General features: G+C 62.1%; 12 protein-coding genes and 1 pseudogene. 12 read left to right on the top strand and 1 reads right to left on the bottom strand.

Annotated elements, in window-relative coordinates:
* Positions 1-106: 106 nt before the first annotated feature.
* The 12 genes and pseudogenes from pilV (at position 107) to ACYCUK_RS19935 (ending at position 13,514) form a co-directional block, all read left to right on the top strand.
* Positions 107-1,141 (top strand): shufflon system plasmid conjugative transfer pilus tip adhesin PilV, encoded by a 1,035-nt coding sequence (pilV, locus tag ACYCUK_RS19990; protein WP_461596409.1) that lies wholly within the window; start codon positions 107-109, stop codon positions 1,139-1,141.
* A gap of 334 nt (positions 1,142-1,475) precedes the next feature.
* On the top strand, positions 1,476-1,730 hold the full coding sequence (locus tag ACYCUK_RS19985; protein WP_461596408.1) for a hypothetical protein: 255 nt from the start codon (positions 1,476-1,478) through the stop codon (positions 1,728-1,730).
* Positions 1,723-2,319 (top strand): hypothetical protein, encoded by a 597-nt coding sequence (locus ACYCUK_RS19980; protein WP_461596407.1) that lies wholly within the window; start codon positions 1,723-1,725, stop codon positions 2,317-2,319. The genes ACYCUK_RS19985 and ACYCUK_RS19980 overlap by 8 nt, the downstream gene beginning before the upstream one ends.
* 68 nt (positions 2,320-2,387) lie before the next feature.
* Positions 2,388-4,472 (top strand): DNA topoisomerase, encoded by a 2,085-nt coding sequence (locus ACYCUK_RS19975; RefSeq protein ID WP_461596406.1) that lies wholly within the window; start codon positions 2,388-2,390, stop codon positions 4,470-4,472.
* Positions 4,473-4,532: 60 nt separating this feature from the next.
* Positions 4,533-5,519, top strand: coding sequence for an NADPH:quinone reductase (locus ACYCUK_RS19970; protein ID WP_461596405.1), 987 nt, complete (start codon positions 4,533-4,535; stop codon positions 5,517-5,519).
* Positions 5,516-5,980: pseudogene (locus ACYCUK_RS19965) on the top strand (isochorismatase family protein). The gene ACYCUK_RS19970 and the pseudogene ACYCUK_RS19965 overlap by 4 nt, the downstream one beginning before the upstream one ends.
* A gap of 165 nt (positions 5,981-6,145) precedes the next feature.
* Entirely contained in the window at positions 6,146-6,883 is a 738-nt protein-coding gene (locus ACYCUK_RS19960) for a FadR/GntR family transcriptional regulator (RefSeq protein WP_461596404.1), read from the top strand.
* On the top strand, positions 6,880-8,361 hold the full coding sequence (locus ACYCUK_RS19955; protein ID WP_461596403.1) for an FAD-binding oxidoreductase: 1,482 nt from the start codon (positions 6,880-6,882) through the stop codon (positions 8,359-8,361). The genes ACYCUK_RS19960 and ACYCUK_RS19955 overlap by 4 nt, the downstream gene beginning before the upstream one ends.
* Positions 8,362-8,366: 5 nt before the next feature.
* Positions 8,367-9,272, top strand: a complete 906-nt coding sequence (locus ACYCUK_RS19950; RefSeq protein ID WP_461596402.1) for an amidohydrolase family protein — start codon at positions 8,367-8,369, stop codon at positions 9,270-9,272.
* Between the two features lie 51 nt (positions 9,273-9,323).
* Complete coding sequence (locus ACYCUK_RS19945) at positions 9,324-10,553, top strand: MFS transporter (protein WP_461596401.1); 1,230 nt, start codon at positions 9,324-9,326, stop codon at positions 10,551-10,553.
* Between the two features lie 28 nt (positions 10,554-10,581).
* The gene (locus ACYCUK_RS19940; RefSeq protein ID WP_461596400.1) at positions 10,582-11,697 is read left to right on the top strand and encodes an NAD(P)/FAD-dependent oxidoreductase; all 1,116 of its coding nucleotides are present in this window, start codon (positions 10,582-10,584) and stop codon (positions 11,695-11,697) included.
* Between the two features lie 53 nt (positions 11,698-11,750).
* Positions 11,751-13,514: an IlvD/Edd family dehydratase gene (locus tag ACYCUK_RS19935; RefSeq protein WP_461596399.1), complete on the top strand. Its 1,764-nt coding sequence runs from the start codon at positions 11,751-11,753 to the stop codon at positions 13,512-13,514.
* A gap of 81 nt (positions 13,515-13,595) precedes the next feature.
* Here ACYCUK_RS19935 and ACYCUK_RS19930 read toward each other — a convergent pair whose 3' ends face one another.
* On the bottom strand, positions 13,596-14,033 hold the full coding sequence (locus ACYCUK_RS19930) for a DUF3291 domain-containing protein (protein ID WP_461596398.1): 438 nt from the start codon (positions 14,031-14,033) through the stop codon (positions 13,596-13,598).
* Positions 14,034-14,231: the final 198 nt, after the last annotated feature.

Below are 14,231 nucleotides of genomic sequence, written 5' to 3'. Positions count from 1 at the left end.
CAGGCTCGCCGACTCCAGGGCGTTCCAGGCTGCACGGTCCGGTCTGGTCACCTCAGCGGTGATCCGACTGTACCGCGCTGGTCTGGTTTAAACATACAAGGGCGGCATCGTCGGTGGTGGCGCGGGCAATCTGGCATCGCCAACTTGTGCGGCAGGCCAGGCCTGCGGTGCCTTCAGCGGCTGGAAGATTGCTACAAGCGGCTATGCCGGCCTCGGCCCGGGTAGTCTGCTTGGGCTGCTGGCGTTCAACAGCGCGGGCCAGCTCAATCAGCAGTACCTCTACCGAGTGGCCGTGCCGGGGCTGCCACAGCTCAACCAGATGCAGACCAATCTGGACATGGGCAACAACAACGTCAACAACGCCCAGAACATCAGCGCCAGTGGACAGATCCATGCCATAGGCACGAGCAATGCCGATCTTCCACCAGGCTGGGGCGGGGGCCTGACCACCTGGGATCTGCACGCCAACGCATCGATCGGGGCCGGGCCGTCGGGTAAGAACGTGCAGGCTTTCATGAATTCGGGGGCCGCGGGCGGGCTGGATACAGGGGGCGTCGTGACTGCAGTCAGTCCCAATGGCGGCAACTACGCCTCGATGGAGGCTGCCGATGCCGGGGCCAGCGTCGTGACCAATGGCACCGTGCAGGGCGGCTACGTCAACAGCACGGGCAATGTGAATGCGCAGAACGCGCTGACCGCGGGGGGCGGGTTCTATGCAACTGATTCAGGCTACTCCGGCACATCTGACACCTTCTCGGCCGGCAGTCGGGTTATCCTGGGCACAGCTTTCGGGTCGGCCAATCAAGGATGGGGCTGCGGTCCGAATGGAGAGATTGCCAGCAATGCCAACGGGTCAGGGCAGTTAATGTCCTGTGTCAATGGGGTTTGGCAGCCATCTGGTTCGAGCGGCGCATATAGGTATTTTCAGTCGTTTCAATTCGGTTCAGCTTGGCAGTCAGTCGACCTCGGATGGTGGAGGGCATGCTGGCAAAGCGGTTTTGAGGAAACCGGTGGCGCTGCTTTTGAGCAGGTCAATCCATCATCTGGCCCGAACGCTAGCGGCCAATTCGACTGGGTCTGGTCATCGCCAGACCCTAATGGTCACGGCGGTTCTGTTATTCAAATTACATGCGGCAATTAAAACCCGCTGAACTATTCGATTCCCAATCCCCACTACGGCCCGGATAAGTGATGCATGCGAAGCCTCAGAACAAGAATTTTCAGATGGCAATGGGCCGATTTCGTTTGGTGCTGATTTGAATTTCAATGGCCAAGATCCGTGCCGTCAGGCTCTTACATGACGTTCTCGACACCGGACACGGGGTGGTGTGGCATGCGGCCTGGGTGTTTGTCAATGCGTGGAAAGCGGCGGACAAAGGCGCTGGGTGCCCGCTCTTCGGCGGCGTCACCCGCGCAGCACGCGCGGAGGCGGAAGGGGGTGGTGTGATGTAGGGTGGATGGCTAGAATGCGCAGCATGAACACCCTGACAGAACAGCCTGCTCGCCGGAAGGCAAAGGCTTCTCATCGCAAGGCCGTAGTCACCACCTCGCGAGCGAAGGGGGGCGTGATCAACGCTTCTGGCGTTCTACTCACCGGGCAGGCATTGCTCGATGACATGGATGCTTATCGCCGGCAGGTGACATCTTCTCCGGAAGCTGCACAGAGCTTCCTCAAACGCCTTGGTGTGCTGACCAAGGGCGGGAAAACAAAGACGTTGATCCGTGGCTAACGATTGGGCGCTTTATCAGCGCCACACGGCTTTTGTGCTTGGCTTTCATGGCACGGAAGAATCGATCGTCCAGCAGGTTATTACTAGGCAGATAGCGCACCTCGATCATTCCCGGGGGATGTACGAGTGGCTTGGCCACGGCATCTACTTTTGGGAAAACGACCCCCAGCGCGCTCTCGAGTGGGCGCAGGATGGGAATGCGAAGAAAAAGATCAAAGATCCAAGCCTCGTCGGCGCTGTCATTGATCTGGGTTTGTGCCTCGACCTGACGACTCGCACCGGGCTTGATGAAATCACCCAAGCATATGCCACCTTGGTCGAGAGCTATGCCGCTTCAGGTCAGACTACGCCAAGTAACACCGGTGGCAAAGATCGGTTCAAGCGTGAACTGGATTGCCAAGTGATCCAGGCGCTTCATTTGTACCGGAAAGAAAAAGGGCTAGCTTCCTACGATTCGGTGCGCGCTCCATTCCCTGAAGACGAGCCCCTTTATGAAGGGGCTGGCTTCCGCAAGCGCAATCACATTCAGATTGCAGTCATCAATCCAGATTGCATCAAGGGCTATTTCCGCCCGATTACGCAGTTGTAATCGCGTTTGCAACCTCCCGCAGAACTCCTGTATGCCCCAACCATGGGGCGCTTCCTGCAGGAGTTCAGATGCGCATCATCATTGCCGAGAAACCGTCCGTCGCCCAGGCCGTCGCTGGCGTGCTGGGCGGCTCCAAGAAAGCCGATGGCTACATCGACTGCCCGAGTCTCAAGACCCGCGTGACCTGGTGCTTCGGTCATCTGCTGGAGCAGGCCAAGCCCGAGGACTATGTTGGCGGACGTGTCGACTCCAAACACCTGCCTGTCATCCCGGATCGCTGGCAACTGCAGCCGCGTGATGGCGGGGCGGGCAAACAGGTCAAGGTGATCCGCGATTTGCTCAAAGACGCCACCGAGGTGGTCAACGCTGGCGATGCTGATCGCGAAGGGCAACTGCTGGTTGACGAGGTGCTGCTGTACCTGGGCTGGAAGGGCAAGACATCGCGTCTGTGGCTGTCCAGCCTGGACGACGAAAGCGTCCAGCGCGCCGACTGGCTGATGGGCATGAACTGCTCGATTGCGCTCAGCCGTAATCTGCAAGCCGCTGGGGTCCAGGGGGCCTGGAGTGTAGGCCGGGTGCAGACGCCAACTCTGGCACTGCTGGTCGACCGCAAGCGCGAGATTGACCATTTCAAGCCGCGCGACCACTACCAGGTGGAGGCGGCACTGGAGGGCGATACCCGTGCGCTGTGGCAGATCCCCGAGGATTTGCTAGTGGATGGGCTGCTGCTGGACAAGGCCGCGGCTGAGGCGGTCGCCAAGGCCGTGCAGGGCCAGAAGGCTGTAGTGGAAAAGTTCACCCGCAAGACCGGCGAGCGGGCCGCGCCGCTGCCGTACACCCTGGGCGCCCTGCAGAAGGCCGCTAGCAGTCGTCTCGGGCTGTCTGCCAAGGACACGCTGGCAGCGGCGCAGGAACTCTATGAGGCCAAGGTCGCCACCTACCCTCGCACCGACTGCCCCTACCTTCCGGTGGAGATGCATGGTGCGGCGGCAGCCATTCTCAATGCCATCGGCACCGAGGGCATTGCGGGACTTGACCCGACGCGCAAGCATGCGGCCTGGAACAGCGGCAAGGTCGAGGCGCATCATGGTTTGATTCCGACTGGGCAGAACCCGGATGCGGCCAGCCTCTCGGTCGATGCCAAACGGGTGTTCGACCTGATCCGCGAGTCCTACATCCGCCTGTTCATGCCGCCCGAGAAATTCGAGACTCGGGAGGCGATTTTTGTCTTTCCAAGTGGCGAGCGTTTCAGAGCAGCAGCACGCATCGTGTTGGAGCCAGGCTGGACGAAGCTTGGCGGGCAGGAGGAAGGCGAAGGGGAACTTGTCGAAGCTGTTGGCAAGCTGCCGATCCTGGCTGAGGGGCAGGTACTGACCTGCTCCGCAGCGCAGATCCTGTCCAAGCGCACCACGCCGCCGAAGCCCTACACCGACGGGACGCTGATCGCCGCCATGACTGGCGTGCACAAGCTGGTCACGGATCCGAAGCTCAAGGCGCGCCTGAAGGAGACTTCAGGGCTTGGCACCGAGGCGACGCGGGCCTCGATGATCGAGGTGCTGATCACCCGCGAGTACGCCGAGCGCCGCAAGAAGGAAATTCACCCCACCGACCGCGGCGTGCAGCTGATCGACATGCTGCGCAAGGTGGCGCCTGACCTGGCCGATCCTGGCACCACCGCATTGCAGGAGGATGCGCTGGCTGACATCGCGGCAGGCCGTGCGCCACTGGCTGCATTCATGCAGGCGCAGGCGGATGCAACCCGGGAATTTTCACGCACGCTGCTGGAGGGCAAGCTGACGGACGCGCAGCTGGTCATGCATGCTTGCCCAGCCTGTGGCGGTGCACGCTGTGTACAGCGCATCAGCAAAACCGGGGGCACCTACCATCGCTGCTTGGACTGCGAGGCGGCGTTCGGGGACGACGGCGGGAAACCGGGAAAGCGATTCGAGGACAAGCCGGCAGGCGAGGGCGGAGGGAAGACATCGAGAGCTGCTGCCATCGGTCCGGAATGCCCGAGCTGCAAGAAGCTGACGTTCAAGAGTGAAACCAAGACCGGCAAGGCCTACTACCGATGCGGCGGGTGCAAGGGCGTCTGGTGGCCGGATCGCAAGGATGAAGGGAAGCTCGGAGCAAAGTGGGAGGAGCGGAAGTGAGTGCGCCCGGCACGGTCCCACAACTTTCGCCCGAGGCTTCCCGCCGATATACTGGCCCGCATGAAAACTGCTTTCTATGACCGTCTGGGACCGGCGCGTGAGGTGCTGCAGATCGGCGACCTCCCCGATCCAGTGCCCGCTCCCGGCGAGGTCCGCGTGCATGTCCAGTGGTCCGGGGTTAATCCGTCGGACGTCAAGTCGCGTCTGGGTTTGCGCAGCGGCACGATGCCGTACCCGCGCATCATCCCCCACAGCGACGGCATGGGCGTGATCGACGCCGTCGGCGATGGGGTGGCCTCTTCCCGCATCGGCCAGCGCGTGTGGACGTGGAACGCTGCCTGGGGGCGCCCGCACGGGACAGCCTGTGAGTTGGTCTGCCTACCGCAGGAGCAGGCCGTGCCGCTTCCCGACGGCGTGGCCGCAGAGGCAGGTGCCTGCCTGGGCATTCCGGCGCTCACGGCGCTGCACGCCGTACTGATGGATGGTGGGGTGGCCGGGAAGACCGTGTTGGTGGCCGGCGGTGCCGGCGCGGTGGGCCACTATGCGGTGCAGATGGCGAGCTTGCTAGGTGCCGCGCGTGTCATCGCGTCGGTCAGCACACCCGAGAAAGCGGAACTAGCTCACGCCGCGGGGGCAGACGAGATCGTGATGTACAAGACCGAGCCACTCGTCGAGCGCGTGGCCGCTCTGACCAGCGGTCGGGGCGTGGACCGCATCATCGAGGTCGACCTGGGTGTCAATGGTCAGGCAGACCTCGACATGCTGCGACCTGGTGGCGAGTGCGTGGCCTACGGCAGCAGTGCGAGTCCTCTGCAACTTCCCTTCTATCCGCTGATTGCGAAGAACCTGCAGCTCAAGTGCTTCATCGTCTACCACCTCGCACCGGCGGACCGCGAACGCGCCGTGGCCACGCTCACGAGCTTGTTGGCGCATGGCCGCCTGCAGCACAACATCGCCGCCCGTCTGCCCCTCGACGACATCGCGACGGCGCACGAGTTGGTCGAGCGCGGAACCGCCACCGGCAACGTCGTGCTGAACGTCGGCTGAGCGCCAATCGGGCGGAACGAGGTTGTCCCCTGCCTCAGGTGGGCCGACCCGAGCGCCCCTTCCCCACCGCTCATCCGATGGACGAGGTCGCGATGTTTGCCAGCAGTTTGGCTGAGGCATTTCGCAGGCACGAGCTTCCGGTCATACTCGTGAACATTGCGGGGCGGTGCGCCGGGGCGGACCGAGCAACGACATCACACAGGTCGTGATCGGCCGGGGTCGCCAGCTGCATAGGCGTCGAGTCGACCGCCCTCCAGGCCCATGAACTCGGCTTCAACGTCACGCTCGCCGTCAACGCGATGACCGACATGCATGCGGATGCCTACGCAAACAGCACCGGCGCGATCTTTCCCAGGCTCGGCGAGGTCGGGTCGACCCAGAGCGCCCATCACGCGCCGAACGCAAGCATCGCACTACGCGAACTCAAGATTTTGCTGCAACACCGTGACACCGTGATTTGAAGTTGCTGGCCTCACTCATCGCTTGTAGCCCGAACACCACGCCCTTTGATCATCGACATAGCCGGTCGCCTGAATTCTTGACTGTGGAGTGAGATTAGGGTTAACACTAAAACTCCGTCCATAGTTTTCATATAAGCTGGAAACAAGGAAATAAGCAAAGTACAGATGGTCACCAAACTTAAGACACTGACCGAACAGGTCGCCGAGCACATGATCGCCGAGATCTCGCGCGGCATCTATCCGGTCGGGACCAAGATTCCTGCCGGCAAGGCGCTCGCCGAGACCTACGGCGTCAGTCAAGCGGTGATCCGCGAGGTGACCGAACGCCTGCGCGTACAAGGCCTCATCGATACACGTCAGGGCGCCGGCTGCACCGTGCGCTCGCGCACCTCGGCCAGCGGTTTCCAGGTTCCCGGTGGCCTTGACCAGCAAGGCGTTGACCTGGCCAGCGTCTATGAGCTGAGACTCGATCTCGAGAGCGCTGCGGCAGCGCTCGCCGCAGTTCGTCGAACCGATGACGAACTCGCCGAAATGGCCAAGATCCTACGCACGCTCGAGGACAACCTCGACCATGCCGAACGCGGGGTCGAGTTCGACACCGCGTTCCACACCGCGATCGCTATGGCGACGCACAATCCGTATTACACAGACCTGCTGCAATACCTGAACTTGCAGATCCGGCATGTCGTGAACACCGCGCGCATGAACACCATGCAGCATCCCGGACTGGCCAGCCAGGTCCATCAGGAACATGTCGCGGTTTTCGAAGCGATCCGGGCGGGCGACCCGCTACTCGCCCGCGCCGCAGCGCTCACTCACCTGCTGCGCGCATCAGCACGACTCGGCTTGACGCTTCCCGGACGCGAGGCGATCACGGGCGCCAGCGCCTCCCTCAACCGATGAGCGACACGCGTTTTCTGACACGGCTGAGAGACGCCGTAGGAGTCCAGGCCGTGCTTACGTCGGACGAGGCGATCGCGCCGTGGCTGAGCGACTGGCGCGGCCTGTATCAGGGCCGCGCGCAAGCGGTCCTGCGCCCGCAGCGCATCGAGCAGGTGCAGGCTTGCCTCGCGCTGTGCCAGGAATTCCAGGTTCCGGTGATCCCGCGCGGGGGTAACACCGGCTTGTGCGGCGGGGCGACTCCCGGCGCGAGCCCCGATAACGTCGTGCTGAGCCTCGATCGGATGAACCGTATTCGCAGCCTGAACACCACAGCCAACACGCTGGTTGCCGAAGCTGGCTGCGTGCTTGCCGATTTACAGAATGCGGCAGCGGATGCCGGGCGTTTGTTGCCGCTGTCTCTTGCAGCCGAGGGGACTTGCCAACTCGGTGGCAATCTCGCAACCAACGCTGGTGGCGTCAACGTGCTGCGCTACGGCATGGCACGTGACCTTGTGCTGGGCATCGAAGCCGTGCTTCCGGGCGGCGAGGTCTTCCATGGGCTGCGCACGCTGCGCAAGGACAACACGGGTTACGACCTCAAACAACTGCTGATCGGATCCGAGGGCACGCTTGGCGTCATTACCGCTGCGGCGTTGCGGCTGTTTCCGCCGATATTGCATCGGACGGTTGTCATTGCTGCGGTCGAATCGCCGCAACACGCGCTGCTGCTCTACGCGTTGCTGTTCGCGCGCTGCGGTGCAAGCTTGCAGGCTTTCGAGTATTTCACCGGGGAATGTGTCGATCTCGTTGTTGACCAGGTTCCAGGGATTCGACCACCATTCTCCACGCGTCACCCGGGCTACGTTCTGGTTGAACTCTCCGGGGCTGATGAAGCGGCCGAACTTGCGCTGCCGTTTGAAAACATCATTGGCTCTGCTTTGGAAGGTGGGATATGTCTGGACGCCGTGGTCTCGGCGTCACTCGAGCAGCTCAGGCAGATGTGGAGGCTGCGCGAAGACATTTCAGAGGCGCTGCGCGCAGACGGACATCATCTCAAGCACGACGTCTCGTTGCCGATCGAGAACATTCCCGAATTTATCGAGCGTGCCGGGGCGCGTGTGCGCGCGGTCGACACGGAGTTGCGCCTGTACGTGTTCGGCCATTTCGGCGATGGCAACTTGCACGTCAATCTCGCACGACCGCGCGGTGCGCCTGAAGGTTATTTCGCTGCACAAGGAGCGCGGCTGAGCGCTGAACTTCTCGACGAGGTCGACCGGCACGGCGGCAGCATCAGCGCCGAGCACGGCATCGGCCAGCTCAAGCGCGACGCGTTCGAAAAGTACAAGTCCCCGATCGAGCTCGATCTGATGCGGAAGATCAAGCAGGTTTTCGACCCCTCGGGGATCATGAACCCGGGTAAATTGTTTGAGTCAAGGCGGTCTTTTGACGCGCCGGCTGCCGATACATCTGCGTCGGACGCTTCCCGAAACAACAGGTGATTGCGATGACATCGGCTTCTGGAACCTACGCCTGTTTGCCGTGTGCAGCGCCAATCGACACGTTCGATACGCCGACGTTCACCATTCCAGTGGGGGCGATCGACACCCACGCCCACGTCGTCGCTGCGGTGTCCGAGTACCCGATGGTTGAGGGCCGAAGCTACACGCCACCTCCGGCTCCAGAGCACAAGTATCTAGCGATGCTTGACGCGCTTGGCATGGACCATGGGGTGCTCGTGCAGATCAGCGTCTACGGAACCGACAACCGTTACATGCTCGATGTTTTGCGCCGCAATCCGCAGCGCCTGCGCGGCGTTGCCGTGGTCAAGAGCGAGATCGGCGACCGCGAGCTGCGTGACATGCACGAAGCCGGGGTCCGGGGGCTGCGCATCAACGTGCTTTTTGGCGGTGGGATCGATTTCTCGGAGCTCGAAAAGCTCGCGCACCGCATCAAGGAATTTGGCTGGCACATGCAACTGCTGATGGACGTGCAGGCGCTTCCCGAACTGATGCCGCGCATGCTCAGGCTTCCAGTTCCTGCGGTGTTCGATCACATGGGGCATACGCCCGCGGCGTCGGCGATCGGCTCGGCGGGCTTCGCCGCGATGCTTAGGCTCGTCGCCGACCATGGCTGCTGGGCCAAGTTGTCGGGCGCCTATCGCCTCAGCGAGTCGTCGCCAGGTTATCCCGACGTCGTGCCGATGGCGCGCGCGCTGATCGACGCCGCGCCCGACCGCGTGGTCTGGGGAAGCGACTGGCCACATGTCGGGCTGTCGCCGCAGCGCATGCCCAACACTGGAGGATTACTCAATCTGCTCGCGGAGTGGTCGCCGGATGCATCGATGCGTCAACGGATTCTGGTGAGCAATCCGGCGCGTCTTTACGGGTTTGCGGCCGATTCGTCGCGCTGACCCTATTCGCGTTCAAGTCGGGAAATTTCAATCAACAAGAGGGGAGACAACATGATTTGGTTTCAGAAACTGTCGACAACCGAAAAACGCACGTTTGTTGCGACCTTCGGAGGATGGGCGCTCGATGCGCTGGACTTCATGGTTTTCACCTTCGTCATCAGCACGTTGATGACGGTTTTTCAGATCAGCAAAGGGCAGGCTGGCATGCTCGCCACAGTGACGCTCCTGTCCTCCGCCATCGGTGGCTGGCTCGGCGGCGTACTTGCCGATCGCTACGGACGGGTTCGCATCTTGCAGGGGACCATTCTGTGGTTTGCGACCTGTACCGCGCTGATCGGTTTCGCGCAAAACTACGAGCAGATTCTCGTACTGCGCGCGATCCAGGGCCTGGGCTTTGGCGGCGAATGGGCGGTCGGTTCGGTGCTGATGGGAGAAATGGTCCGCACCGAGTACCGTGGCCGCGTGGTCGGAACCGTGCAGAGCGGATGGGCGGTCGGTTGGGGCCTGGCGGCGATTCTTTACACCGTCCTATTCACCGTCCTGCCGCAAGACCTAGCTTGGCGAGCATTGTTCTGGGTCGGCGTGCTCCCGGCCGGCATGGTTTTTTTCATCCGCAAGAACATTCCCGAACCGGATCTGTTCCTCCGTGCCCGTGAGCGCGCACAACGCGAAAGCAAGAAGGTTTCACTCGCAGCGATTTTCGCTCCGGAACTGCTCAAGACGACTGTGCTGACCGCGTTGCTGTGCACCGGTGTGCAGGGGGGGTACTACGCGATAACCACGTGGTTGCCGACGCTGCTCAAGACCGAGCGACACCTCTCGGTGATCGGCACTGGCGGCTACCTGATGGTCATCATCGCTGGCTCGTTCGTCGGCTATCTCGTCGGAGCCTTTCTCACAGACCGTCTCGGCCGCCGCTCCAATCTGCTGATCTTCGCCGTGCTGTCGGGGCTCAGCATCTACATCTACACCCAGATCAACCTGAGCAACTCGGAAATGCTCATCATGGGTTTCCCACTTGGTCTGGCAGCATCGGGGATTTTCAGCGGCATGGGCGCCTACCTCACGGAGCTGTTCCCATCCGGAGTGCGCGCCAGCGGGCAGGGTTTCGCATACAACTTCGGTCGCGGCATTGGCGCGCTTTTCCCCAGCCTTGTGGGCTACCTGGCCAAGGGGAGCGGATTGGCGATGGCCATTGGGATCTTCGCAGGCGGTGCGTATTTCCTGGTGCTGATCACCGCGCTGATGCTGCCGGAGACGCGGCGCCGCGAAATCTCCTGAGCCGATCCCGACGCCCCCAATGCTCGCGATGGATCAAGTCGACTGTGTTGTGATCGGTGCAGGAGTCGTCGGGCTCGCGGTTGCCCGCGAGCGCGCGCAAGCGGGTCTTGAGGTCATCATCCTCGAGGCCGAGCGCGCGATCGGCATGGGAACGAGCTCACGCAACAGCGAAGTGATCCATGCGGGGCTTTACTATCCGCCGGGGTCGCTGAAAGCGCGCCTTTGCGTTCAGGGACGCGGTCTTTTGTACGACTACTGCCAGACACGCGGCGTTGGCCACCAGCGATGCGGCAAGCTGATCGTAGCGGCAGACGCAACCCAGCTTGGAGCCCTCGAAGCGCTACACGCCAACGCGGCGGCGTGCGGGGTCGACGATCTGTCCTGGCTCGAGTATCGCGACATCATCACGCTCGAACCGCAAGTTCGAGCACACGCTGCGCTGCTGTCAACCTCGACGGGTATCGTCGACAGCCACGCGCTGATGCTCAGCCTACTTGGCGACGCCGAGCACCATGGGGCTGTGCTTGCGTGCAACACACGCGTCGTGCGCGGCGTTGTAGTCGCAGGCGCAATCGAGCTGGAGGTCCTCAGCGGCGGGCAGTCGTCCTGGCTGCGTGCGCCCCGCGTCATCAACAGCGCTGGACTGCACGCTGTCAACGTTGCGCAGTCGATCCAGGGCCTTGATCCGTCACTGCTGCCACCGAGGTACTTGGCCAAAGGCAGCTATTTCAGTTGCACAACGCGTGGCGGGTTCTCGCATCTCGTCTATCCGGTGCCCGAACCTGGCGGGCTTGGCGTACACCTCACGCTTGACCTCGGAGGTCAGATCCGTTTTGGGCCCGATGTGCACTGGGTCGATGGGATCGACTACACGGTCTGTGCGAACGATACAGGTCGATTCGAGGACGCCATCCATCGCTATTGGCCAAGTCTTCCAGACGGGGCCTTACAACCCAGCTACGCGGGTATCAGGCCAAAAATCTCCGGCCCCGGGGAGCCTGCCGCCGACTTTCGCATCGACGGTCCGGCCACGCATGGCATTGCCGGACTTGTCAACCTTTTCGGCATCGAGTCCCCCGGACTGACAGCGTCGCTTGCGATTGCCACGATGGTCGCCGGCTTGCTCGACGCCCCCACACAGTAAGCGCAGCCACGACGCGCCACAGGATCCGCCAAGCATTCCCACCACACGAGACGATGGACGAGCACCAAAACCACCCCGAAGAACCCGTCGACAAGGGCATGAAGCGTGGCCTGACGACGTATGGCGATGCTGATTTTTCGCTGTTTTTGCGCAAGGCCTTCATCAAGGGAGCAGGCTACACAGACGAAGCGCTCGGGCGACCTGTGATTGGCATCGTCAACACGGGCAGCAGCTACAACCCTTGTCATGGCAACATGCCGCAGCTCATCGAGGCCGTTCGCCGTGGAGTCATGCTCGCGGGCGGCCTGCCGATGGATTTTCCGACGATTTCCGTGCATGAGAGCTTTGCTGCGCCAACTTCGATGTATCTGCGCAACCTCATGTCGATGGATACCGAGGAAATGATTCGTGCGCAACCCATGGACGCCGTTGTGCTGATTGGTGGCTGCGACAAGACGGTGCCGGCGCAGTTGATGGGAGCGGCTTCGGCGCGCGTGCCGGCGATCCAGCTCGTCACCGGAGCGATGCTGGTGGGCTCGCATCGCGGTGAGCGCGTTGGGGCCTGCACGGATTGCCGAAAGCAGTGGGCGCGCTTTCGCGCCGACGAGATCGACGCTGCCGAGATCGCCGAAGTTAACGACCAACTGGTTGCAAGCGTTGGGACCTGCTCCGTGATGGGCACGGCAAGCACCATGGCTTGCGTTGCTGAGGCTTTGGGCATCGTATTGCCTGGCGGCGCCGCGCCACCGGCTGTGAGTGCGGCGCGCATGCGCATTGCTGAGCACACTGGCGCGCAGGCAGTGCAGCTTGCGCGCAGCGGGCTGTCCATTGAGCACATCTTGACACGCAAGGCGTTCGAGAATGCCTTGCGTGTCCTGCTTGCCATCGGCGGCTCAACCAATGCGATTTTGCATCTCATCGCAATCGCCGGGCGCCTCGGCCTCGAGCTGGGGCTGGACACGCTTGACAGCATGAGTCGCGAAACTCCGGTGCTGGTGGATCTCAAGCCGACCGGCTCGCATTACATGGAGGACTTTCACCGCGCCGGCGGGATGCCCGCACTGCTGCGCGAGCTCAAGCCGCTGCTGCATCTTGACGCGATGACGGTAACCGGACGTACCCTGGACGAGGAGCTCGCGCGTGCCGCGCCTGCGTTCGCGCAGGATGTCATTCGACCGCTCGCCCATCCGATCTACCCGCAAGGTGGACTTGCCGTGCTGCGCGGCAACTTGGCTCCCGGTGGGGCGATCATCAAGCAGTCTTCGGCCGACCCAGGGTTGATGGAGCACGAGGGCCGCGCGGTCGTTTTTGAAAACCTCGAGGACATGGCGCGAAGACTCGATGCCGACGACCTTGACGTGTGCGCCAACGATGTCCTCGTGCTCAAGAACATCGGCCCGCTTGGCGCGCCGGGGATGCCCGAAGCAGGCTACATTCCGATCCCGCGCAAACTGGCCAGGCAGGGGGTGAAGGACATGGTGCGTGTGTCCGACGGCCGAATGAGCGGCACCGCGTTCGGTTGCGTCGTGCTGCACGTCACACCCGAAGCGGCGATCGGTGGGCTGCTTGCCCATGTGCACGATGGCGACCGCATACGCCTGAGCGTGTCACGCCGCGAAATCAGCCTGCTGGTCCATGACGAAGAAATCCGGCAACGCATGGCCAGCGAGCCGGTGGTCAGGCCGAGTGCGGCACGAGGCTACCGCAAGCTTTTCCTCCATTGCGTTACGCAGGCCGACCTCGGTGTCGACTTCGACTTCCTGCGTTGCGCCAATCTGCAGCAGGGGGACGCCGCCACGGACTTCGGTGGGCTTTGATTCGTAACCTGTCGCGGATCACATGACCTTTATCGATCATGCTCGGCCGTCGGGGCAGCGGCCCCCGAGCAACGGCACAGGTCAAGGGTTAAAAACCCGTTTGAACGCGAATGCCTCTCGCGTAGGGCCGTTCTTCAGGAGGAGATCCAATTTGCATTTGGCCTCTTCAACAGTCGGACGATGATTCCTGGCGACCCACCACAGCACGGCATGGGTTTGGGCCAAGCCCGTAAACCACTCTTTCCTACGTCGAATAAATTCGGCATGCTCGCCTTTGTAGACAAAACGACTCAGTGCGTCCGGATCCCGCCATACGGATAAATGAAACAAGACGGGGTTCGTCGATTGCAGCAAGACATGGGCATCGCCGGCCTCAGGTTGATACGCCCATAGGAAACCCGGCGCGGCTGCGGCGAGTGCGTTGATGCGCTCTCGATTCGCAACAAAATCGGTCATCACAGGTGAGTCCAGTGGCGCCCTGGCCACGGCAATATTGAGTTGTGCTAGCTGATATGGCATTGAACTTGCTTAGCGGTGCGTGATTCACGATTCAGGCAAGAACGACGGTCGCGTCAGGGTTGTTCGGTACTCTGCGGTTGGCACGTGAACCGGGTCTGAAGGCGATTGGCGATGGCGTTCGCATCGCTTGATGCTTCGCGCCGTGCCTCTAGCACGACCCGGCCCTGGATCTGGTGGTATTGATTGCGTTCGGCCAAT

It is taken from the genome of Thiomonas sp., assembly GCF_054608695.1.
The sequence above is the reverse complement of the archived record's forward strand: the minus strand, read 5'-3'. Positions and strand labels throughout refer to the sequence as shown.